Below are 24,845 nucleotides of genomic sequence, written 5' to 3'. Positions count from 1 at the left end.
ATACGTTTTTCAAGGATTGCAATGACTCCCCGTACCGCCCTTGGCGCTTTGCATATTGGCGCATTGATGTTCGGCCTGACCGGTGTCTTCGGCAAACTGGCTGCCGCCTCCCCCGCCATCATCGTCTTCGGACGTGCTGCATTCGCTGTGCTGGCATTGGCCGTTTTTGCGCGATTCGCCAGCACTACTCGCTGGCAGAAACTCGAGGCTGTGGACTGGCGCCGACTGTTGCTCAGCGGTTTACTGCTGGCCGGACACTGGGTGAGTTTTTTCATTGCAGTGAAGGTCGCTGGCGTGGCAATCGCGACCCTGGGTTTCGCCAGCTTCCCGGCGTTTACCGTGATCCTTGAAGGGTTGATCTTCCGCGAGCGAATTCGCGCCAACGAAATCCTGCTGGTGGCGCTGGTCAGTGTCGGGCTGGTGCTGGTCACCCCTGATTTCGATCTGGCCAGCGGCGCCACAATGGGTCTGCTGTGGGCGGTGGGCTCAGGTTTGCTGTTCTCTCTGCTATCGCTGACCAACCGCGCCAGCTCCGGGCGAATCCCGGCGGTGCAGGCGGCGCTGTGTCAGAACGTGGTGGTCGCGTTGTGCCTGTTGCCGGTGGCGGCACCGCAGTTGAGCGAAGTGCGCGCCATCGACTGGTTGTGGATCGCATTGCTCGGGGTGTTCTGCACTGGCGTCGCTCACAGTCTGTTCGTTGCCAGCCTGGCAGTGATCAAGGCGCGGACCGCGGCCGTGGTGTTCGCCCTGGAGCCGGTTTACGGCATCACCATGGCCTGGCTGCTGTTTGATGAAAACCCGACGCTGCGCATGCTGATCGGTGGCGCGTTGATCATCGTGGCGATCGTAGTCTCCAGCCGACTCTCGGGCGGTTCAAGCAAAAAGACCGTTGCGGCAGAAGCCGCCTCTCACTGAGTGCGGTCGTTGTGCCCCAGATCGCGCTCCGGATCAATTTGATCACGGACCCGCTGCTTCAACACTTTGGCCTCCGGGAAACCGCCATCAGCCTTGCGCTCCCAAATCTGCACATCGTCACAGAAAATGTGAAACACCCCACCGGTGCCGGGCACCAGCGACACTTTGCCGAGGTCGTCGCCAAACGTGCTGAGCAGTTCCTGGGCCAGCCAGGCAGCACGCAACAGCCACTGGCATTGCGTGCAATACGTGATGATGATTTCCGGTTTGCGTGCAGTCATGATTGGCGAAACTCCTGAGCCAGAGGGGCGCCGCTATGATAGCCCGGCGAGCAGGTTCCGGGCGGTCTGCTTAAGCGGCTCGTTACCTTCCTTGAGCAACTCATTGAGCAATTCGATGGCGCTGTCCACATCGCCGTCATCAATGCAGGTCTGGGCTTGTTCGAGTTTTTCGGCGCTGCTCGGCTCGGGCGGTTCCAGGTTCAGCGGTTGCAGTTCCAGCGACTGGCCGGGATCGCTGAACTCGTTGAGAAAGGTGTCATCCAGAGTCTGCGAATCAGGCTCGGCGACCCATTCAAGTTCGGGCTCGTCCAGGGGCATTTCAAACACCTCGGGCAAGACACGCAGGTTCGAGGCAAACGGCGGCTCGACCGGCGCGGATTCGCTCGATGGCTTCGCGGCCGACGGCGAGTGTTCAAAAGGGCTGATCAGGTCCCAACTCGAATCCATCGACAGGTCATCCAGGTTCAACTGGAACTCATCGTTGGGTGCTGCTTCGGCAATCGCAGCCTTGGGGGGAGTCATTGACGCTGCAACGGCCAACGGTGCTGCGCTGCTCAGTTTCGGGTGTCGGGCGCGAATATTCTGAAGTTCTTGCAGGTCGTATCCGGCGTCACGCAGGTTGTTTTCCTGTGCTTCATAGGCGGGTACGTCACCCTGTTGACCCAAGACTTCCAACAGCTGAACGGCAAGATCCGTGCGTTGCGGCTCCTTGATCAGCGCCTCTCGCAACAAACCGGCCGCTTCGGAAAAACGGCCATAGGCCAGATAGATATCAACCCCTTCAAGCACATCGCCTGCGGGCGACTCTTCACCCGATTCAGTTGCCGGTTGCACCTCTGACGATTGGGCAACCGGTTTTGCAGTGCGATTGAGCACCGGTTCATGCCGTGACGGCAAAACAGGTAAAGCGTCGGGCAATGCCTGAACCTGTTGTCGTTGACGCCGAACGAACAACCCCAGCAACACCAGAGCCACCACCGCCAACAACCCGAGAATCAGCCCCCAGTTAGTAGCCTCAGGCTCTTCAACAATGGCCGGCGCGGGAGCCACAACGGCGGGTGCAACCGGCTCCACCGTTGCGGTCTTGATTTCCGCCAATTGGGTTTGCAGTTCAGTCACCTGCTTTTTCTGACCGGCGACCTGCTCCTCCTGGGCCTGAAGCTTCGCAGTCAATTCATCGATGGTTGCTTGCAGTTGCTGGTTTCGCAGCACGCTGGCGGCCAGTTGTTCGGCAACCGGATCACTCACAGGCGCTGCGGCAGGAGGGGGTGGCGACTGTTTGGCTTTCGCCGCAGGTGGCTTCGCAACAGCCGCCTCAACCTTCGGGAATCCAGAGGGCTGAACGTCGGTCACCGGTTCGTCAGTGACGGGAACAATCCCCGGCGAACCCGGCGGATCGATCAGCACCGTGTATTCGCGCAGCACCCGCCCGTTGGGCTGATTGAGCTGCACCAGGAAGTTCAGGAAAGGTTCATTGACCGGTTTGCTGGAGCTCACCCGGATCAGGCTGCGGTTGCCGCGCAGTATCGGGGTGAATTTCAGATTATTGAGGAAAAACACCCGATCGATGCCGGCGCGGCTGAACTCGTCTGCTGTCGCCAGGCTGACGGAGAGCTCGCCCTCCTCCAGACCTGCGGCATCTTCCAGTGCGATATCGGCGCGCAACGGCTGATTCAGCGCTGAATGCAGGGTGATATCACCCAAGCCCAACGCGGGCGCCAATGCCGAGTAAGTGACAGCACCACCGACCAGAAGCAGCCTGGTGCAACACCGTAAAGCCATGTGCCAACTCTCGAGCATGAGCATCCCTTAGATAACCAGAACCATCTTGTACGCGTTCGCACATCCGGTACGAACACGATATTGCCAAGTAGTTCTTTATAGTCTGCCCAACGGGGTATCTCAAAAGTCTTGGGTGCGTTAATGCCTCAAGATTTTTCCAGGTTGGCCAGAATGTGCCCGTGGACACGCATGCAGACCTTCAAGTCCGCCTCATCGACGCCGTCGAACAACTCGTGGCGCAGTTGGGTAGCAATGGTTTCAATTTGTTCGATCAAGGGAAGGGCCGGGGCACAGAGGACGATTTTCTTCGCCCGGCGGTCTTCCAGCACCGATTGACGTTGCACCAGTCCCTGGCTTTCGAGGCTGTCGAGCAGACGAGCCAGGGTCGGCCCTTCAACGCCGACGCTCTGCGCCAGTTCACGTTGGGTCGGGGCATCATCAAAACGCGCCAGGTGCAGCAGCACCAGCCAGCGCGCCTGGGACAGCCCCAGGCCAGCCAGACGGCGGTCCAGTTCGGCACGCCAGCCGCGCGACATCTGGGCCAGTTGCATGCCAAAGCGGTGTTGGTCGGTTAACGGCATAAAACACTCATGATTAGACTGAAATAAAGAAAAACTAATTATTAGTCAGCTAAGCATGACCCTTGGCCAGAGGCAAGGCTTGCTCTGTACTGAATCGTTACATCTATGGGGCAGATCACCTAAATCTCGAATTCGGATTGCAGCGCCGCCCGAACACAGTACAAAACGCCTTCCGGCACTCGCCCGGCAAACAATGCGGCAATCTCCGACACGGGCGGCAATTCGCCCTCGCCGTCGAGGAACGCATCCTGGATTTCACCCATCAACTCTTCAGGCAGATCCAGCGCTTGCTCCAGCGACAACTGTTGCTTGCCAATCGCTTCGGCGAGCAGGGTGTAGACGTTCTTTTCCGAGCATTGCAGCTGACCGGCGATCTGCAACGGTGTCATGCCGGCTCGGGCCAGGGTGATCAGTTCGTGGCGCAGGTCGGCCACCACTTTCGGCGCCTCGACTTGCCCGCCGAGGACTTCGAGGAAGGCCTCGCCGTAACGCTCCAGCTTGCGCGCGCCAACGCCGCTGACCGTGGCCATTTCCGACAGCGAGGTCGGTTGGCTGCGGAGCATTTCCAGCAGTGTCGAGTCGGGGAAGATGACGTACGGCGGCACGCCATGCTCTTCGGCGAGTTTTCGACGCAGGGCGCGCAAGGCTTCCCACTGTTCGCGCTCTTCGCCGCGAACCAGTTGGCTCGCCTGGCTCTTGCTGCTTTTGGCCGTGGTTTGCGGCTTGAGGTCGCGACGCAGCTCCAGGGTCACTTCGCCCTTGAGCAACGGTCGACAGGTGTCGCTCAGACGCAGGCCGCCGTAGCCTTCCAGGTCGATGTCCGCCAGACCGCGGGCAACCAGCTGACGGAACAAGGAGCGCCATTCGCTCTCTCCCATCGCCTTGCCTACACCAAATACCGACAGATGTTGATGGCCGAAGTTGCGAACCTTTTCGTTGTCCTTGCCCAGCAATACATCGACCAAATGCCCGACGCCATAGCGCTGGCCCGTGCGGTAGATCGCCGAAAGCGCCTGACGGGCCGGCTCGGTGGCGTCCCAGGTCTGCACGCCATCGACGCAGTTGTCGCAATGGCCGCACGGCTCGGGCATGTCTTCGTCGAAATAGGCCAGCAGCGTCTGGCGGCGGCAGCGGGTTTCTTCGCAGAGCGAGAGCATGGCGTCGAGCTTGTGCTGTTCCAGACGCTTGTGGCGCTCGTCGCCCTCGGAGTTCTGCAGCATCTGCTTGAGCATCACCACGTCTTGCAGGCCGTAGGCCATCCAGGCGTCTGCCGGCAGACCGTCACGACCGCCACGACCGGTTTCCTGGTAGTACGCCTCGAGGGATTTTGGCAAATCGAGGTGAGCGACAAAGCGCACGTTGGGCTTGTCGATGCCCATGCCGAACGCCACGGTGGCGACCATGATCAGGCCTTCCTCATTGAGGAAGCGCTTCTGGTGATGAGCCCGGGTATCGTTGGGCAGACCGGCGTGGTACGGCAGCGCCGGGAAGCCTTGCTCGCTGAGGAACACCGCCACTTCGTCGACTTTCTTGCGCGACAGGCAATAGACGATGCCGGCATCGCTGCGCCGTTCGGCGAGGAACGCCAGCAACTGCTTGCGCGGCTGCTCTTTGGGCACGATGCGATAGAAAATGTTGGGACGGTCGAAACTCGACAGGAAGCGCTCGGCATCCTGAAGATGAAGGCGGTCGACGATTTCTTCCCGGGTACGCTTATCGGCAGTCGCGGTCAGGGCGATACGCGGGACGTTGGGAAACAATTCCGCCAACTGGCCCAATTGCAGGTATTCGCGGCGGAAGTCGTGGCCCCATTGGGACACACAGTGGGCTTCGTCGATGGCGAACAGGGAAATTTCAAGACTTTGCAGGAAAGCCAGCATCCGTGGCTGAACCAGACGCTCGGGCGCGAGATAAAGCATTTTCACTTCACCGCGCTTGATCCGTGCCGCCAGATCGCGCTGCTGCTCGGCGCTGAGCGTGGAGTTCAATGCCGCCGCAGCGACACCCAGCTCTTCGAGGGTGGCGACCTGGTCGTCCATCAGGGCGATCAGCGGCGACACCACCACCGCCAGGCCTTCGCGCAACAGCGCCGGCACCTGGAAGCACAAGGACTTGCCACCACCGGTAGGCATCAGCACCAGGGCGTCGCCGCCACTGGCCACGCGCTCAATGATTGCACCCTGACGGCCACGGAAACTGTCGTAGCCGAAGATGTCCTTGAGGACGCGTTGAGCCTGTTCGAGCATAGAAACTCCAAAAATCACAAAAACATCCCTGCAAGGCTGGTTCAGAACCACGAAGGCTGCACCGACAAATCGTAAGTGCGCATTGCATGACGCTTTTCATTTCAGCCGCGACGCCGGCAGGGCATCACAAAACGCGGGAGTATACCCGACCCCTCCCCTGCAAAGGGTGCCGCTGATAAGACACACAAGGACGAACACTGCGCGCAACCTGTGGGAGCGAGCCTGCTCGCGATGGCGGCGTTACATTCAATATCAATGTTGATTGGGCTGCCGCCATCGCGAGCAGGCTCGCTCCCACAGGGATTGCGGCGCTCCATACTCCTGCATGGGTCCAAATATTCCGCGCGGCTGGCCTGACCGCTCAAGAAGGCCTAGAATTCCTGCATCGTATATTCCCCAAGGTAGCCCTTTAATGTCCTTCGCTGAGCAACTAACCCGCCTGCAAGTCTTCCTCGACGCCGACGAACTGCATGACGAGGCGCTGGACTACGTGGCCGCCCACGGCTACCTCACTGCGCTGTCGATCTGTTCCGAAACCGTTCCCGACCGTGAATGGATCGACGCCCTCTTCGCTGAAGAGCCGCATTACGCCGACGACACCGAGCGTGAAGCGATCGAATCCACCCTGTTGGCCCTCAAGGCTCACATCGCTCGCCAACTGGCGTCCGATGAAGAGTTCGAGTTGCCTTGTGACCTGGACCTGGGCGAAGAGCCGGACGATTCCGACCTGCGCGGCTGGTGCATCGGTTTCATGGAAGGCGTGTTCCTGCGCGAAGCAGCCTGGTTCGAAACCGCCGAAGACGAAGTCAGCGAAATGCTGCTGCCGATCATGGTCGGTTCGGGTCTGTTCGACGAACAGCCTGAGTTCGAAGACATCGCCAAAGACGCCAACCTGATGGACGACATGATCGTACAGATCCCGGAAGCCCTGACCGCGCTGTACCTGCTGTGCCAGGCGCCAGACGAAAAACCGGCGATCCTCAAGCCTCGTCACCACTAAGGTTTTGCCTATGGACAACCCCATAGGCAACCGCTCCCTGATGTTGCGTTACGTGCTGCTGGCCATCGGCTGGCTAAGCGTAGCGCTGGGGGTGATCGGGATTTTCCTGCCGGTATTGCCCACCACGCCCTTCCTGCTGCTGGCGGCCGCCTGCTTCGCCCGCAGTTCGCCGCGCTTTTATCATTGGCTGGTTGAACATCCGCGGCTTGGGCCGTGGGTTCGCGATTACCTGAGCGGCAACGGCATCCCGCTCAAGGGTAAGGTCTACGCCATCGGCCTGATGTGGGCGAGCATCCTGCTCTCCTGCTATCTGGTGCCCCTGCCGTGGGCGCGGGGGTTCATGCTGACCAGCGCCGTGCTGGTGACCCTCTACATCCTCAAACAGAAAACCCTGCACAAACCCTGACCCCTGTGGCGCAAGGGCTCTTGTGGCGAGGGGACTTGTCCCCGTTGGGTTGCGAAGCGACCCCAAACCCTGCGACCCGATTACCTCTGACACACCGCGCTTGCTGGATCTACGATTGCTGCGCAGCCGAACGGGGACAAGTCCCCTCGCCACAGGGTCCACCACCACCACCACTACCACCAACCGACGATCTGTCCTGCCTGGCTGAAAACACCGCCTAGACTTCAGGCATCTGCACCCGAGCGGCCAGACATGTCCCGCAGTCTGCGTAGTCCAGGATGGTCAACGCTCCGACTTCGGTTCGGCGGATGGCTGTTGCTGATCACTTTTCTGTTAGCCGGGCTAGGCAGTGTCGGGGCCAACTGGAGTTTTACGCAGATTCTGCAAACCGCCGAAAATCGCTACGGCACCCTCGGTTCGGGACGGGGAAGGATCGAGGCCTGGAGTCAGATGCTGCAAAGCGAAGTCAACGCCCCCGAGCGCGAGCAACTGAACGCGGTCAATCGCTTCTTCAATCAGCAACTGAGCTTTCTGGACGACACCCGCGTCTGGCATCAGACCGATTACTGGGCAACGCCCATCGAATCCCTGATCAAGGGTGCCGCTGATTGCGAGGACTACGCACTGGCGAAATATTTCAGCCTGCGCTACCTGGGAATTCCCAGCGAAAAACTACGCATCACCTACGTAAAAGCCCTGACCCAGAACCAGGCGCACATGGTGCTGACGTTCTACAACAGCCCCACGGCCGATCCGCTGGTGCTGGACAACTTGATCGGCGACGTCCGACCCGCCTCCCAACGCCAAGACTTGCTGCCGGTGTACGCCTTCAATGCCGAAGGCCTGTACTTGCCGGGAGCCAATGGCGGCAAACGCAGCAGCGACTCGAAAAAACTGTCGCGCTGGCAGGACGTACTCAAAAAGATGCAGGCCGAAGGGTTCGCCGTGGGCGACGGCTAGCCACCTGAGCAAGGAGCGATTTATGTCACTGCGTAAACAGTTGTTTCTCGCCATCTGCCTGTTCTTGCTGGTGGCGTTCAGCGGCAGTTTTTTTGTCAGCCTGGAAAGCTCTCGCGACCAGATGCTCAGCCAGTTGCGCTCCCACGCCCAGGACGCCGCCACCGCGTTAGGTTTGTCGTTGACCGCGCAAATCGATGACCCGGCCATGATCGAATTAATGGTCAGCTCGATTTTCGACAGCGGTTATTTCAGCAGTATTCGAATCATCAACATCGAGGATGCGCAGGTGCTGGTAGAACGCAGTGTGCCGGGGCAAATCGAGGGCGTTCCCGCCTGGTTTGTGAACCTGGTCAACCTGCACCCACCCGGTGGCGAAGCGCTGATCATGCGCGGCTGGGTCCAGGCGGCACGGGTCGAAGTGTTGAGCAATCCGCAGTTCGCCCTGGCCAAACTCTGGGACAGCACCCTCGGCAGTCTGATCTGGTTGCTGGTGTGCGGCCTGCTCAGTGCCGTGTTTGGCGGCTGGTTGCTGCGCCGGCAATTTCGGCCACTCGAAAGCATGGTCAAACAGGCCGAAGCCATCAGCAAACGCGAGTTCCTCAGCCTGCCGAAACTGCCGCGCACACCGGAGTTGAAACGCGTGGTGCTGGCCATGAACCAGATGGTCGAGAAGCTCAAGGCGCTGTTCGCCGAAGAGGTCGCACGCAGTGAAAAACTGCGGGTCGAGTCTTATCAGGACAGCCTTACAGGCCTGGCCAATCGACGCTTGCTGGATGAAGAACTGGCCGACGAGTTGCTGGTCTCCGAGCAGAGCAGCGACGGCCATTTGCTGATGCTGCGAATCAACGATCTGGTCGGTCTCAACCAACGCCTGGGTGGCCAGCGCACCGATGCGCTGATCAGCGCCGTCGGCGAATTGCTCAAGCGCCTGACCCAGCCACCGGAACGTCGCACCTGGCTTGCGGCGCGCAACCGCGGCGGTGAATTCAGCTTGCTGACGCCAGGGCTGGACAGCGCCGACGCCGCACGCCTGGCCAGCGAAATCAGCGCCACCCTGGAAAACCTGCGCCTGACCGGCGCCAGCGACTCCATGCCGGTGGCACACTTGGGGATCGCCCCTTACCACCCCGGCGAGCCAGCCAGTGACGTGCTGACGCGCCTGGACCAGGCGTTGACCGAAGCCCGGCAACATCCCGAGCGCCCGTGGGTCCACTTGGCCGACTCCATCACCGCGCCGACCCCGTCCCAAAACGACTGGCAAACCTGGATCGACGACGCCCTGAACCAAGGCAAGATGCAACTGTATTTCCAGCCGGTGGTGCAATGCGCCGACACCAGCCAGGTGCTGCATCACAAAGTCCTCGCACGCCTGCTCGACCCGCAGGGCGAGGCCATTGCCGCCGGGCATTTCCTGCCGTGGATCGAGCGACTCGGCTGGTCGGCCCGATTCGACCTGGCCATGCTCGAAGCCACCCTCGACTACCTCATCGTCAATCGTTGGCCACTGGCGTTAAGCCTGTCCGGCAGCACCCTGCGCGATCCAGCACAGCTGCAACACATCCTCGACATGCTCGAATCGCTGCCCGAACTCGCGCCGTTGCTGATTCTGGAAATCGACGAACGCCAACTGCCCCCTCAGGAAGAACTGCAACGTCTGAGCCACAGCCTGCTCAACACCGGTTACCGCATCGGTCTGCAGCATTTTGGTGGCAGCTTCGGCCAGATCGGCAACCTGGCTCAACTGGGGCTGGCTTACTTGAAAATCGATGGGGCGTACATCCGTCACATTGATGAGCAGAGTGATAAAAAGCTGTTCATCGAGGCGATTTTCCGGGCGACCAACAGCATTGATTTGCCGTTGATTGCGGAGATGGTGGAGACCAAAGGAGAGCTGGAGGTAATCCGGGAGTTGGGATTGTTTGGGGTGATGGGGCGGTTGATTGGGCCGCCGGAGCCGATGTAATGCGGTTGGACCATTCGTCGGAAACCATCATCTACCTGTCAAATGTGACAGTAGCCACACACGCGACTTAGGGACCTAATAACTCCGTCACTTATTCCTTGACCGGAGTTGCATCGATGGCCTCCCAATTCCCGACCAATGTCAGATCATTGCCTGAACTAGACATTCCGGATCGTACCGAGCCCGCACTTCCCTCAGAGGAATGGGGGATTAACATCGCCGCCGCCCAAGGGGTAAATCCGGATGACGGATTGAAGTGCCAAATCCAGCCATGGGACCCAATGGAGGTAGGTGACAAGGTCGTGCTACTGCTCGATGGCATTGAAGTCGATCATGACGTTATTGATGCCAATGAAGTCAAACAGCGCGTGACCTTGTTCGTTGAGCCCTGGCGCCTTACCACCGGCGCTTATACGCTGAACTACAGCGTTTCGCGATTGAGTGGAGGGTCCGACGCGCCAGAAACACCAATCCGCGTTTACGCAAAACTCGAGCGACCTGGCGGCAAGGATGAAAATGGCAGTACGCCAGGACATTCTGAACTGTACATGTTCATTGACCCGCAAATCATTGGCGGAGTCGTGGACAAAGAAACCGCCAAAAACGGCGTACCCATCACCATCATGGCCAAGCCGGGCAGCACAAAAAAAGAGGCTTACCCCAATATTGCGGTGGGCGATATATGCAGGCTGAGCTGGGGCTGGAAGATTGTCGAGTCGGCCCCGGTGACAGAACTGCAAATAAAGGATCCGGCAAACAACCCCATCGTCATTACCGTTGACGAAGAAACCATTCTTTTGGTGGGCGACTCTGACGAAGAAGGCTTGGCAGTCGCCTTTTATGTCAGGGATGTCGTGAACAACCATTCCGAAGACTGGAGCGCCCCGCAGTGGGTCGAGGTCGATACCGGTAATTCACGACTCGATGCCCCCGTGGTCAAGCAAGCGGATGGCCACGTACTTGATCTCGATGCGCTGGGCGGCGAAAAGGTCATTGTCCAGATCAACGCGAAAAAACCCAGTTTTGAAAAAGACGACATCATTGTTGTCAACCTCAAGGGCTACCCGCTGGAAGGCCCGGCGGTGGATATCAATGTCTCCAAAACCATCGACAAACAGCCTGACACTATCGTCGAGGTGGAGCTGCCAAATGCTGCTGTACGTTTACTCGCCCAGACCCAGGCTGTTTTTTCCTATCGCCTTGAAAATCAGGATGGGACGAAAAACCTGAAATCAAAAGGGCGATTCATTGACATCATCGGTGAAGCCAATCGCCTGGCAGCACCCGTCGCCGACGATGCGCGTCAAGGTGCACTTGACCCTGCACTCGCGAGCACCACCATCAGCATTCCATTCGATGAGTCGATGGATGCCGGGCAGGAAATCGAGCTCAGATGGGTGGGCACCCAACACGACAACGGCAGTTACGAACCGGGGCTGGAGCGGTATCCGATCAGCAACAACGATATGCTCAATCGGCGGCCGATCCCCATCACTGTGAGCGGTCAGCATATTGTCGCAATCAAGGACGGCAAACTTGATCTGTACTACCTGATCCATTCGATTGGTGATGACGAAAAACCCACCAAGCGTGAATCCATTCACCTGGAAACGCTCATCATCGGGGCTCCATTGCTGGAGCTTGCAGTACCTGAAGTCGAGAAGGAACAAGGCGGCACACTCAACCCCGAAGATGTCCTCACTGGATTTCGGCTGACGATTCCCTACACCGGTACACAAGCTGAAGACGTGGTGAAGTTCACCTGGTTGGGATCAACCAGCGGCAGTATCAGTGATTCGATCACCCTGAACTCATTCACCGCGGGTAAGCCTGTGGAGTTCAAGCTTGGCAGCCAATTCGTCACCGACCATCTCTTGCCCAATCGCCGCGGCATTGTAGAAGTCTGGTACGAAGTCAACCGACCCTCTGAGAAAAAAACTCGCTATTCGAACACGCTGACCCTGAAAATCAGCAAAGCTCGACCTGTACTGCAAATCGTTGGCAGACGCTCGTCCAGTGGTCCTCATTACTATTCGAACCCGACACTCTTGAATGGTACCCCCACTCGTAGTGGTGACGTGTTGTGGGCCTATGAAGGCGACAGTTCCGGCATTGCAGGTCAGTACTTTATCGACATCGAGCCTGAACGCCCCTTGGTCGTCACCCTGCAAGACCAGGGCACTCTCATCGAGAAACACATTCTGCGCCCAGGCAACATCACGGGCTTGTTCAATCTGGCAGACCGTCACAGCGGGTGCATTACCAAGAATGACGGCAGTGTTTTTGGCTGGAGTGATAACGCCGAAATGCTCCCCCCAGTTGATCTCACTGATGTGAGCTACGTCGTGGCCGGCGGGCTCGCTTATGCCGCGATCAAACGAGATGGCACCGTCAGAGCGTGGGGAGCTGCCGAGTTCGGGGGGACGATCCCGCCGATCATCAGCGCTCAACTGCGAAGCGTGAAGAAAATTGCCGCCAGCGGTGGCGGTGCATTTGTCGCCCTGCGCGCCGATGGCAGCCTCGTGGCCTGGGGTCGTAAAGAATTCGGTGGTGTCATTCCCACCGCGATCAGCTCACAACTCAGACAGGTGAAACAGGTTGTCGGCACGACCACCGACTTCAGCGCATTACTGAGTGACGGTCGTGTCTTCAGTTGGGGAGAGACCTGGCCCCAAGGTCTGAACATAACCGCAGCCAATGGTACTGCACGCCTGAGTGCCAACAATCGCGCGTTCGCAGCCCTCAAGACTGATCGCAAGGTTGTGGCGTGGGGTTCCAAGGAGCACGGCGGAGAGATTCCCGCAGCGATTGCAAAGCAGCTCCTGAACGTGACGCATATCAGTTCGACCAGCGCAGCGTTTACCGCCTTGAAAGTAGATGGATCGGCGATTGCCTGGGGTAACTCCCGATTCGGCGGCGCTGCGCCAGGCACCTTGCAAAATGTACAGCATGTTACTGGTACCACTACCGCCTTCTGCGCATTGAAAAAGGACGGTTCGCTGGTCGCTTGGGGAAATCCGGGCGAGGGAGCAACGATTCCACAGGGGCTTGGGCCGGTACTCACGTTGTCGGCGTCTTATGGATCTTTCAGCGCGTTGCTGGAGGACTTCACGGTAGTGTCCTGGGGCATCAATTCAGGGGTAGCCGAGGGCCATGAAGCCGCCGGGGTTTACCACGCGGGCCCTCATTGGGTGCTTCTGACTCCGCAAGACACGGTGTACGCCTGGGGATCAGGCGCTCCCGATCTTAAACCGCTCGAGGGTCAGATTTCTTACGCCGAGTGAACAACAACCAATAGTTTTTGAACTGTGTTTCCTGCACGTGGGGAAACCTATCCCTGGAGAAATGCAATGAGCATCAACGTGAAAGCCGCACCAACTGTCAGCGACGTCACCATCATGGGTCAACCACTCGTTGGCGGAACAATTACCGGCAGCTACCTCTACCAGAATGCGGACGAAAATCCCGAAAGTGGCTCAACGTTCTGCTGGTACAACGGGGGAAAGGCTGGCGACGTAATTGCCACTACGCTCGATTTAACGCTGCTGCCCGAACACGATGGCATGGAGCTGACATTCTCGGTGACTCCGAGCGCCTTGTCCGGTGAAACTGGCGAGGAGACCTTCTCCGAGCCGATCATCATCACCACGGGGGGATTCCAGAACATCTCGGACGAAGAGAGCGAGAACAGTTACCTGAAGCAGCGCGGTCAGTACGCCTTTCACGCCAATACCCCCAAGGACGGAATGATCACCACCTCGGCGGGCGCAATGGCGTTTAAAAACCGGGTCACACAGAACCTTACCATCTTTGGAGCCAGTACCTACGGTGGTGTTGTGCCCGACGATATAAAGAGAATGCTGGAGAACAACCCTGCCGCCACCATGTTCTCTACCCATAGCAGCTTTGGTGCTTTGGTGCCGGTAGGCCGCGGTAACCAGCTGCTTGCCTGGGGTCCGAACATGCCCGCCAACAAGCCGATTATCAAGGATGTCAAAGCGGTTTACACCAACGAGACGTCAATAGCGTTTATCTATAAAGACCCCAAACCGGGTGAACACACCATTGGCGCTATCGGCTCCGCGGCGACGGGGGGCGAGGTCCCATTGGCTATTCAGACCAAGCTGTTTTTTGACCCGCCAACCGCCATCTATTCCACCACCAGCTCATTCGCTGTGCTAACCAAGGCCGGCAAGGTATACGCTTGGGGGCCGGTCGCCACAGGCGGTGTCATCCCGGCCAATGTGCAGGCAGAACTCGACGAGATGAAGGTGGAACGAATCATTGCCTCATCTCAAGCGTTTTGCGCAATCTCTGACGAGCGCCATTTGATCGGCTGGGGAACAAATGGCACCATTCCGGCCGACGCGCTGGATAAAATCTACAACGATAAAGGCGTTCAAACCGTCATTGCCAATGAGCATGCCTTCTGTGCAATCACCTTGGACAGGAAAAAAGCCGTGACCTGGGGGAGTCCGAGTCACGGCGGCACGATGTCTGAAGCGGCAGCAAGCCTTGCTGCCAAGGGCAACCTTGTATTGTGTGGGGCCTGCCCCTGGGCCTTTTGTTTTGTCAATGACAAAGGCCAGGCAGCAGCCTGGGGATATGCAGGTTACGGCGGGGGGCCGATCCCGACCCGAAGCATGGCCATGGGTGCTATGGGAGCCATGGGCGTAAAGGCCAGAACAGAAAGCGTCGATAAACCCTCCATGAACGCACAGGCACTTTTTGAAGAAGGCGACACCCAAAGCCGTATCGAATCACTGTTTGAAGCCAGCCCTGTTGCCGAACCCTCTGACGCCGAGGCATTCGGGGCATTCGCGGCTTTTGGAGCTTTCTCCGCCCCCCCTGCATCGACACGAGTGTCGTCCAGGGTTGCAACAAAAGATGGTGGCGACATCGAACTGGTACGCAATGACGGTAGCTTCGTGTTGATCAGTCGCGATGCCGATGGTCGCACCAAAGATGTCATCGCCTGGGGATTGGCTGCAACGGGAGGCACACTTCCTGACGAGACCCGTCAGGTCCTGATGGCCAGTACCATTCGTAAAGTGTATTGCTCCAACGGTGCGTTTGCCGCACTGGTCGATCAAGGCCAAACCAAAGGCGCTGTCGTTGCCTGGGGCAGACCGAACCAGGACGGCGGCCTGATTCCCCCAGCGTTGCAAAGCGCATTGAACAGCGGGGTTGTTGAAATCTATACGGTTCAGAGCAGACCCTCTCCTTCAGGAGCCGTGTATGGGGGCTTTGTCGCACGCAAAGAGGACAACCGCTGCGTGACATGGGGCGGTCTTCTCCCGGCGCAGGATTTTGACCCGGCACGAGACGCTTAGTACCAACTCTGCCCCCCGGGGCCAGGCGAACACCCTCGACTGGCTCCCGGCGCTGCATTTCTCCCTTCAGCCATAAAGTTTCCATGATTGAGGGGCAACCACGACTCATCGCCAGGTAATGACCCTCAGGAGCTCCCATGGACCTTCCCAATCCAGGCCTGTTCTCTCGATTTGATGGCACTGATTCTGTGCTCGTCGAGTATCCCTTGATGATCACCGGCATGATCCAAGGTATCGCGGACGGTGATGCTGGAGTCAACATTGCAGTGCTTACCGGCCATCCCGCCGGGATGCTCTGCAACATCGATCCTTATAGCGCCATGCAAGCGGGAGACCGACACGACATCTACTGGGGCGATCTCAAGATCTATGTAAAAGAGGTTTTGCCTGAAGAAGTCGACCAACGCCTGCTGTTCTACATACCTATCACCGGCATTGTTGCTGGTTGGGTTGAGAATGTGCATTACCAGATAACCCGCAATGGCTCGACGGCCCCTGATGAGACGTCTGCACCACTGCGAATCCTGGTCAAGCTCAACCGCCCGGGCGGACCGGATAAACGACCCTTTGAGGCCTGGCATTCAGAACTCAAAGCGCCGCAGCTACCCGATGACGTGAAAAAAAATGGCGTGGATGCCGAATGGGCGAAAAACGGTATTCCAGTCACCGTGCCGATTTACCCGGCAATTGCCGCGAGAGATACGGTACGACTGAAGTGGGGGACTGTGTTCGCCCCTGCTCTGCGGATCACCGAGCAACAGGCCGCAGGCACGGAGGCGATCACCATCACTGTTGATCAGGCGACGGTCCTGGCCGGCGGTGACAGCAATGCCTTGCCAGTGCGCTACGAAGTTTATGATGAAGTGTCCAACTTCTGCGAAAAGTGGTCCGCAATCACCCCAGTGAATGTCGACGCCGGTGCCTGGCGATTGCTGGCTCCTCTTATCGTTGAAGCGTTGAACGGTGTTATCGATCTGGACCAATTGAACAGGGCCCCGGTCACACTGCAAATAGACATCAGGCCCGAGGACTTCGAAACTGGCGACACGCTTGAGGTGTCCTGGGTCGGTACACGCCCTTCTTCCAGCGAACCGGTCAACCATAAAGAATCGGTACCCATTGTCAAAGGGCCGGACTCTGTCCAGGTCAAAGTGCCCTACGAGCTTGTCAAAGCCATTGCGATGGGCTCGGCGGATGCGTCATACGTGCTGATCAAAGCCAACGGTGACCCACCATTGTCTTCCAAACACGCCTTTGCCACAGTCAAGGGCAAGATCTCGAATTTGCCGGCGCCGACCATCAGCGAAGTCATCGGGGAAATACTGGAGCCCAGTGTAAGCCGTGCGACCGTGCACATCCGTTATCCGGGAATGACCGACGGCGACCGTATCAAGCTCTTCTGGTTAGGCACACGGGCCAACGGTATTCCCTACCTGCATGAAGTGCCCTATACCGTTACGGCGGGCGACGCCCGACTCAAACACATCACCCTGCTCGTCGAGAATAAGCACATCACGCCGCTCGATGGCGGCACACTCGACCTTTATTACCGTGTATCCAATGACCTGGCGCAAGCCCGCAAGGTCGACGATTCCGAACATTTGTGGGTGAAGGTCGGAACAATATCGGCCACGTTGCCCGCCCCGGCGGTGGACAAAACGCAGGACGGCGTGCTCGATCCAGCACTGGTACCACGCAACGCCACCTTGCGTATCCCCCGTATCCCCACTGCCAAGGGAGATGTGTTGACCTACTACTGGAGGGGTATCTCACCTGCCGGCACTACCACCGACGGACTGCCAATCACCCTCAATCTGGTCGGCGAGTCATTGAGCTTCAGGATCGATGCGCAATTCATCAAGCCAAACATGAACCAACAGGTCGAGGTCCGTTACACCCTCAAGCGCGCGACCACCGGCGACTACGAATACTCGGAACTGCTGCAGTTGATCGTCGGCACGTTGATTGGCGAACTGCCAGCGCCGGAGGTGAAAGAGGCTGACGGCAACGCATTGAATCCGATCAAGGCGCTGACCCACCTCACGGTGAAAATTCCGCGCTATGCCACCATGGAAAAGAGCGACCGACTCAGCGTCACCTGGACCGGGACACCGGGCCAAGGGTCATTTACGAGCCCTGAAAGAGAAGTTCGTACGATTGAACCTAAAGAAGTTGAGATGCCTACCCATTTGGTCCCCTTCAACCTGGATCGAGACGTGGTGGTCACCTATAACGTCAAACGCTATGTCCAACCGAAAGCTTCCGATCCGCTGAATCTTCACGTTCAGAAGTTTTCACTCAGTGATCTGCCAACCCCGAAAGTCACGCAGGCACCCGACGACAAGGTACTGGAACTGGCCGCCTTCATTGGAGATGCGACCACGACTCTGGCCAACTGGCCTCACAGCGCCGAAGGCCAGAAAATCTGGTTGCACGCCGAAGGCACCCGAAACGGCAGTCCTGAAACCATTACGTTGTATGACGGCAAAGCCATTACGCAGCAGGAAGCCGAAAGGGGTTTGAGTACCTTTCTTTCACGCGCACGACTTCTGCAATTGACTGACAAAACAACGCTCACACTGATTGCCAAGGTCGCCTTCGATGGCGGTGACAATCCAAACCCGGCACAGGAGTTTCCGCGACTGGTGTTGACGTTGCTGCAAGTGGGAGAGCTGGTCCTGATCCCGCCCAGCGTCGACGGTGTGGTGGGCAATGCCCTTGACCCTGTCCTCCTGCCCGCCAGTGGTGCGGTGGTGAAGGTGCCTCGTTATGGTGGCATGGCCGTGGGAGACAAAATCTTCGTCTCCTGGCGCGGTGCTCCGGGCAGTGGTTCCCATACCACCTCCCCCCCACAAGAAGTCTCCAGACGGGAAGAAATGAGCTTCAATGTGCCCAGAAATGTCGCGATCGCCAATGCCGGGCGCAGCGTGACGGTGGTCTACCATGTAACGCGTGCCGAGGGGGGGGAAGAGCGTGAATCACCGCCCTACACCTTTAACGTCGTGGTCGAGCTCAAACTGGGGCCACCCACTGTTACTGGCGTCGTCGGTGGCTTTCTTGACCTGGATAGTGTTCCTGCCAGCGGCGTTCCTGTGATCATTCCTCAGTATCAAGGCATGGCCATTGGCGACATGGTCAGAGTGAGGTGGACAGGCCCGGGCGGCAGCGACACGACGCTGCCTGTGAGAATTGATTCATTGGGCCCCAGGACAATCAACGTTGACCGGGCGATGGCAATCAATAATCGAGGTTATGACGTTACGGTCACCTACCTGGTAACGCGTATAACCGGAGGGCAAGAGCGAGAGTCGCCAGCAGCAGCGTTTAAAGTAATGGTGTTCCTGAAGGATGAACTGACAACATTCGCAAGTGCAACATTTGAGGGATGGGAACGTGGCCCCATCACCGACCCGAGAGATTTGCGTATTATTGCGCACCAAGGCCGTTACGTACTGTTTAACAATACTTACAGCAGCTTGGCAGGCATCTTTCTAAGAAAACGCTTTCCGAATTTTAAAATAGGACAACATTATCAATTCTCCGTTGACGCTGCCAGAATCGATATAGGCGGGGGCAACGTTGCACCTGTAATTTCTTTAAGTACAAGTCAAGGTTATCTGACCGGAGGCACCACTCTTACGACAAACTGGACAACATTGCATGGAATATTCATCGCAACAACCAATTCTTTGGAATTATATATAAATACTCACCAAGCCACTCATGTCAGCAATGATTATGCAGTGGTCAACCTGCGTATAAGAGCCATCTGAGCACTGAAGGGGAAGTGGACAGAATTATTTATCCAAAATCATTAGGCCAATTCCGCCTACTCGCGAAAGCAATGTAACAGAACAACAAAACCCGCCATTCCTTTCACAGGAATAGCGGGTTTTGTCCTTTCAGATTTCAAGTCACACCGTATCCACCTTCAACGAATGATCATTCAACATCCCGTTGATAATCGTCGCCGTATCCTGCCCACCGGCAATCACCCCACCCGCCCCCGGCGTTACGCCGTAATGGCTGGCCAGGTTCACACCCGCCAGGTCGATGGTCTGGTTCGGCGCGGCGCCCGCCATGGCGCTGACATCGATGCTGGTGACCAGTGAATCGCCGCTGCCGGTGACTTTGAAGTGCAGATAATCATCCAGCGATGCAGCGGTGCTGTTTTCCCCTTGCAGCAGTTGTGACAGGTCGAGTTTGTCGGTGCCCGGCGTGAAGTCGGTGACCACGTCGTGGCCGCTGTTGCCTTTGAGCCACTGGAAGGTGTCGGCACCGCTGCCGCCGGTGAGGGTGTTGTTGCCCAGGCCGCCGATGAGGAAGTCGTCGCCGCCCCCACCGTTGAGCATGTCGTTACCCAGGCCGCCGTTGATGATGTTGCTGTGGTTGTCGCCGGTGAGGCTGTCGTTGAAATTTGAACCGGTCAGGTTTTCGATCGCCGTCAGGGTGTCGGTCCCGGCGCCCGCGGTGTTCTGCGCACCGAGCACGCCCAGATTGACCGTAACCCCGGCCGTGGCGTGGGCATAGCTCGCGGTGTCGACGCCGGTGCCGCCGTCGAGCAGGTCGTTGCCCGCACCGCTGTACAGCAAGTCATTGCCGGCGCCGCCGTGCATTTCGTTGTTGCCAGAACCGGCGGTGAGTACGTCGTTGCCATCGCCGGCATTGATCACATTGTTACCCGCGCCCGCCACCAGTACATCGTCGCCCGCCGTGCCGGTGAGGGTGTGGCTGTCCTGATAGGTGATGGTCACGGCACCGCTGTCGCTGCCGCCATGGTTGTCGCTGGCGACATAGGTGCCGTGGGCATCTGGCGTGATGTCGTGGGCACCGGCGTAGTTGACGGTCATGGTCAACTGGTAGTCTTCCGCCCCCTTCCCGCTGTTGCCCGGGCCAGGGTTGTCGATGTTGGTGATGTGGATCTGGTAGGTGCTGTCCGACGTTGCGGTGAGGGTTTGCCCGTCCGCGAGGGCGATCCATGCGCCGCCGTTGATTGAGTACTCCATGGCGACATGATCGGCCGGCAGATTGTGATCCAGGTTAAGGGTTTCACCCTGTTTGAGGTCGATGGTGATGCGGTCCTCAGCGTGGGTGTTGTTGACCGGTCCCAGCGCCCCGCTGACTACCAACACCGCCGTCATGGCTGTCGTGTTGGCGACGAATGCACTGCGGGCGAGGGTCACCGCCTGCTCGTTACCGCCGGTGAAACTGAAGTTCTGATTGGTGCCGGTGAAGTCCGCGCCTTTGGCAATCCAACCGGTGTTGACGGTGGTCGGCGAAGCGGTCAGCGGATCGCCATTCGGATCGGTGTCATTGGCCAGCAGCAACTCGTCCGGTAGCACGATGTTGCCCGACAGCACGTTGGTGATGATGTGGTCATCGACTGCCACCGGTGGCGCGTTCGCAATGACTGGGTCCGGCAATGTCGAACTGGCCGAGTCGCTGTCGCTGATGCCGCTATTGTTCACGGCGATGGTGATGGTGGTGGTCCTCTCGTCGCCATCGCCATCGCGCAAGGTGTAGGTGAACACGTCGGTCGCACCGGGACCGTTCACGGCGTCCGGGTTGCTGTGGTAGACCGCGTTGCCTGCCGCATCCAGCGTCAGGTAACCGTAGGTGCCATTGATGTGGCTGTTCAGGCCGCCGATGGCCGGGGTCGAGGTGTCTGAACCGGCACGCACGCCGACCACCCCACCCCCATCGGCATCGCCGAAGTCGTTCGCCAGCACGTTGCCACTGACTATGCCGCCCTCCACTACCGAGACCGCGTCGGGGTTGGCGGTCGGCAGGTCATCGACGATGTTGACCACGATGGTGCTGGTGGTGGAATGGCCCAGGGCGTCGGTGGCTTGGTAGGTAAAACTTTCGCTGAGGGTGTTCTCGCCATCGTTGGCGTGCGGCGTGGTGCTGGCCGGCGAGGTCAGGGTGTAGGTGTAGGAGCCATCGGGATTGAGCAGGATTTTCCCATAGGTACCAGTGGCGCTGCCGACCAGCGTGTAGGTGATCGCGCCGGTGGCACCAGTGACAGAGCCGACCAGGGTGCCACTGGCGGTTTCAGCCGTGAGGCCCGGCTGACTGCCGGTGACAGTGCCGGGCGCCAGATCCTGGCCATCCTGGTTCAGGTCGAGGGCTTTTTCGTAGACGGTCACGTCGCTGTCGCTGACCGCCAGAATGCTGCTGTTGTGCACGTCGATGGTGATGGTGGTGGTGCTTTGATCACCGTCGGCATCGCGCACGGTGTAGGTGAACGAGTCCGTCGCGCCAGGGCCGCTCACGGCGTTCGGGTTGCTGTGGTAGACGGCGTTGCCGTTGGCGTCCAGCGTCAGGTAACCGTAGGTGCCATTGATCTGAGTGTTCAGGCCGCCGATGGCCGAGGTTGAGGTGTCGGAACCGGCACGCACGCCGAGCACCGCGCCTCCTGCGGCGAGGCCATCGGCGCCGCCGACGTCGTTCCACAGCACGTTGCCGCTGACGGTCCCTCCCTCCGCGACCGCAGCCTCGTCGGCATGAGCCGTCGGCACGTCATCGACGATGTTGACCACGATGGTGCTGGTGGTGCTGTTACCCAGGGCGTCAGTGGCTTGGTAGGTGAAACTTTCGCTGAGGGTATTCGGCCCATCGTTGGCGTGCGGCGTGGTGCTGGCCGGCGAAGTCAGCGTGTAGGTGTAGGAACCATCGGGATTGAGCAGGATTTGCCCGTAGGTGCCAGTGGCGCTGCCGACCAGGGTGTAGGTGATTGTGCCGGTGGCACCAGTGACCGAACCGACCAGCGTGCCACTGGCAGTTTCGCCGGTGTCGCCCGGCAGGCTGCCGGTGACGGTGCCGGGCGCCAGATCCTGGCCGTCCTGATTCAGGTCGAGGGCTTTTTCGTAGACGGTCACGTCGCTGTCACTGACCGCCAGAATGCTGCTGTTGTGCACGTCGATGGTGATGGTGGTGGTGCTTTGGTCACCGTCGGCATCGCGCACGGTGTAGGTGAACGTGTCGGTCGCCCCGGGGCCGCTCACGGCGTTCGGGTTGCTGTGGTAGACGGCGTTGCCCGCCGCATCCAGCGTCAGATAACCGTAGGTGCCATTGATCTGGCTGTTCAGACCGCCGATGGCCGAGGTTGAGGTGTCGGAACCGGCACGCACGCCAAGCACCGCGCCTCCTGCGGCGAGGCCATCGGCGCCGCCGACGTCGTTCCACAACACGTTGCCGCTGACGATGCCGCCTTCGGCGACCGAAACCTCGTCGGCATGAGCCGTCGGCACGTCATCGACGACGTTGATCACGATGGTGCTGGTGGTGCTGTTGCCCAAGGCGTCGGTGGCTTGGTAGGTGAAACTTTCGCTCAGAGTGTTGGCACCGTCGTTGGCGTGCGGCGTGGTGCTGGCCGGCGAGGTCAGGGTGTAGGTGTAGGAGCCGTCGGGATTGAGCAGGATTTGCCCGTAGGTGCCGGTGGCGCTGCCGACCAGGGTGTAGGTGATTGCGCCGACCGCTCCGCTGACCGAACCGACCAGGGTGCCACTGGCAGTTTCGCCGGTGTTGCCCGGCAGGCTGCCGGTGACGGTGCCGGGCACCAGATCCTGGCCGTCCTGGTTCAGGTCGAGGGCTTTTTCGTAGACGGTCACGTCGCTGTCGCTGACCGCCAGAATGCAGCTGTTGTGCACGTCGATGGTGATGGTGGTGGTGCTTTCGTCACCGTCGGCATCGCGCACGGTGTAGGTGAACACGTCAGTCGCGCCGGGCCCGCTCACGGCGTTCGGGTTGCTGTGGTATTCAGCGTTGCCGTTGGCGTCCAGCGTCAGGTAACCGTAGGTGCCGTTGATCTGAGTGTTGAGGCCGCCAACGGCCGGGGCCGAGGTGTCGGAACCAGCACGCACGCCAAGCACCGCGCCCCCTGCGGCGGGGCCATCGGCGCCGCCGACGTCGTTCAACAGCACGTTGCCGCTGACGATGCCGCCCTCCTCAACCGCGGTCGAGTCGGGGTTGGCGGTCGGCAGGTCATCGACGATGTTGACGTTGATTTGCCCGGTCGCCGAACTGCCGTCCGTATCGGTGGCGACGACGTTGAAATTCTCGGTGATGCTGTTGGCTCCGTCACCGGTCGGATGGGTTTCATTGTCGACGAGGGTGTAGCTATAACTCACAACCCCCGTGGCCGGGTTGTAGCCGGTGATGGTCAGGGTGTTGCCCAACGGAGTAGTGATCGATTGCGGGAAGCCTGCGGCAACGCCACCGCTGATCACGTTGACCCCTCCGATGCTCAGGCTGGTCAGCCCGTCAGGAGCGGACACGCTGAACGTGCCGGTCTTGGTCAGTGCCTCTGGATTGGGGGCCGAACCGTCGGCCAGGTTGGCCTCATTGACGGTCAGTTCGCCCCCTGCCACCGACAGGCCGGTGAGGGTGACCGGATTGTTCGGCACATCAGGAACAACCGGTGTCACAGGAATAACTGGAACATCCGGTGTTACAGGAACAACGCCTGATCCTCCTGCACCACCTGCACCACCTGCACCACCTGCACCACCTGAAGCACCTGCACCGTTATCACCGTTGTCCGGGTTTCCGGCCAGCCGCCCCAGGGGAAATTCGGGGATGCCGTTGAAGCCTGCGGTAGGAAAACCAATCGTCGGATCGACCCGCCCGCCCACCTCTTCAAGCATGACGAACGAGTGGCCGCCGCCCAATGCGCCAGGTGCGCCGGTCGAACCCGGTCCGGCCGCCGTAGCTTCAGCAGTCTGTGTCGGGTCGTCGCCGGCAGCGATCGCTTTTTGCAGTTGTTCGACATCGGTCAGTTGCGCTTGAGTCGGTGTCACCGCTTCAGCGGTGTATACATGGGGTGCCTGATTCGCGAGTAACTGGGGCGTCATCTCCATACTGCTGCCACGTCCAAGTGTCAGTTCCTGGCCATTGTGCAGATGAACCGCCACCGCGCCTTCGGCCCCGGTGACCAGTTGATCGCCGGCGAACAACCGGTCCCCCTCGACCAGCGCGCGTCGGGTGCCATCGCTCGCAACCGCGAACACCTGACCAATGACCTTACTGACAATACCGATGAGCGTAGCCATGTGCACTTCCTCCGCTGCCAACCGCTGTCGGCATCCTGTTTTTGCGAAGAACGTGCTCATGGCTCCAACGGGTTGCCTGGCGGAATCGCCTGCTGGCAGCGGTTACTTCAAGTAAGCCGCTGCCCTGGCGCCGTTCTCGCCAAGCGTGCCGCTCGCGGGCGACGTGTCTGCTGCGGGATAAAAACCCTCTGCAATCAATGGCATCGGGATCCACTTGCACAACAAGTCGCCCTTTGAGCGATGCGTAACGGTTTTTCCCCACCAAGGTGACAAAAAACCGTCACCCTAAAACCGTCCGCTTCCCTCCCCTCCAGCACTTTCCCGC

At 59.2% G+C, this 24,845-nt stretch carries 13 protein-coding genes; 8 read left to right on the top strand and 5 right to left on the bottom strand.

Annotated features, from left to right (window positions below; translation table 11 throughout):
* Positions 1-21 precede the first annotated feature (21 nt).
* A complete protein-coding gene (locus PMI27_RS06515) occupies positions 22-915 on the top strand; it encodes a DMT family transporter (RefSeq protein WP_008156151.1) in 894 nt (297 codons plus the stop codon).
* On the opposite strand, the gene PMI27_RS06520 is transcribed toward PMI27_RS06515, so the two are convergent.
* The 4 genes from PMI27_RS06520 to recQ all read right to left on the bottom strand — a co-directional run bounded on the left by PMI27_RS06520 (position 909) and on the right by recQ (position 5,805).
* On the bottom strand, positions 909-1,196 hold the full coding sequence (locus tag PMI27_RS06520) for a SelT/SelW/SelH family protein (protein WP_008156153.1): 288 nt from the start codon (positions 1,194-1,196) through the stop codon (positions 909-911). The two genes, PMI27_RS06515 and PMI27_RS06520, sit on opposite strands and share 7 nt — an antisense overlap.
* A gap of 33 nt (positions 1,197-1,229) precedes the next feature.
* Complete coding sequence (locus tag PMI27_RS06525) at positions 1,230-2,996, bottom strand: FimV/HubP family polar landmark protein (RefSeq protein ID WP_008156155.1); 1,767 nt, start codon at positions 2,994-2,996, stop codon at positions 1,230-1,232.
* 128 nt (positions 2,997-3,124) lie between these two features.
* Positions 3,125-3,559 (bottom strand): MarR family transcriptional regulator, encoded by a 435-nt coding sequence (locus PMI27_RS06530; RefSeq protein WP_008156157.1) that lies wholly within the window; start codon positions 3,557-3,559, stop codon positions 3,125-3,127.
* Positions 3,560-3,678: 119 nt separating this feature from the next.
* A complete protein-coding gene (gene recQ / locus PMI27_RS06535) occupies positions 3,679-5,805 on the bottom strand; it encodes a DNA helicase RecQ (RefSeq protein ID WP_008156159.1) in 2,127 nt (708 codons plus the stop codon).
* Between the two features lie 412 nt (positions 5,806-6,217).
* Here recQ and PMI27_RS06540 point away from each other — a divergent pair, with 412 nt between their 5' ends.
* The 7 genes from PMI27_RS06540 (at position 6,218) to PMI27_RS0229745 (ending at position 19,240) form a co-directional block, all read left to right on the top strand.
* Complete coding sequence (locus PMI27_RS06540; RefSeq protein WP_008156162.1) at positions 6,218-6,805, top strand: UPF0149 family protein; 588 nt, start codon at positions 6,218-6,220, stop codon at positions 6,803-6,805.
* A 10-nt stretch (positions 6,806-6,815) separates the two neighbouring features.
* Positions 6,816-7,211: a YbaN family protein gene (locus PMI27_RS06545; protein WP_008156164.1), complete on the top strand. Its 396-nt coding sequence runs from the start codon at positions 6,816-6,818 to the stop codon at positions 7,209-7,211.
* Between the two features lie 252 nt (positions 7,212-7,463).
* Positions 7,464-8,171 (top strand): cysteine protease LapG, encoded by a 708-nt coding sequence (gene lapG / locus PMI27_RS06550; protein WP_008156165.1) that lies wholly within the window; start codon positions 7,464-7,466, stop codon positions 8,169-8,171.
* A 22-nt stretch (positions 8,172-8,193) separates the two neighbouring features.
* Positions 8,194-10,134: a cyclic di-GMP receptor LapD gene (gene lapD / locus PMI27_RS06555; RefSeq protein ID WP_008156166.1), complete on the top strand. Its 1,941-nt coding sequence runs from the start codon at positions 8,194-8,196 to the stop codon at positions 10,132-10,134.
* A gap of 116 nt (positions 10,135-10,250) precedes the next feature.
* Complete coding sequence (locus tag PMI27_RS06560) at positions 10,251-13,418, top strand: RCC1 domain-containing protein (protein ID WP_008156168.1); 3,168 nt, start codon at positions 10,251-10,253, stop codon at positions 13,416-13,418.
* A gap of 66 nt (positions 13,419-13,484) precedes the next feature.
* On the top strand, positions 13,485-15,467 hold the full coding sequence (locus tag PMI27_RS06565) for a hypothetical protein (RefSeq protein ID WP_008156170.1): 1,983 nt from the start codon (positions 13,485-13,487) through the stop codon (positions 15,465-15,467).
* 137 nt (positions 15,468-15,604) lie between these two features.
* Positions 15,605-19,240, top strand: coding sequence for a hypothetical protein (locus PMI27_RS0229745; RefSeq protein ID WP_008156172.1), 3,636 nt, complete (start codon positions 15,605-15,607; stop codon positions 19,238-19,240).
* A gap of 141 nt (positions 19,241-19,381) precedes the next feature.
* Here the strand turns inward: PMI27_RS0229745 and PMI27_RS06570 are convergent, their stop codons facing one another.
* Positions 19,382-24,520 (bottom strand): retention module-containing protein, encoded by a 5,139-nt coding sequence (locus PMI27_RS06570; protein WP_024164591.1) that lies wholly within the window; start codon positions 24,518-24,520, stop codon positions 19,382-19,384.
* Positions 24,521-24,845 lie beyond the last annotated feature (325 nt).

The organism is Pseudomonas sp. GM41(2012) (assembly GCF_000282315.2).
Taxonomy (GTDB): domain Bacteria; phylum Pseudomonadota; class Gammaproteobacteria; order Pseudomonadales; family Pseudomonadaceae; genus Aquipseudomonas.
Note: the sequence above shows the minus strand (reverse complement) of the source record. Positions and strands in the feature narration are given on the sequence as shown.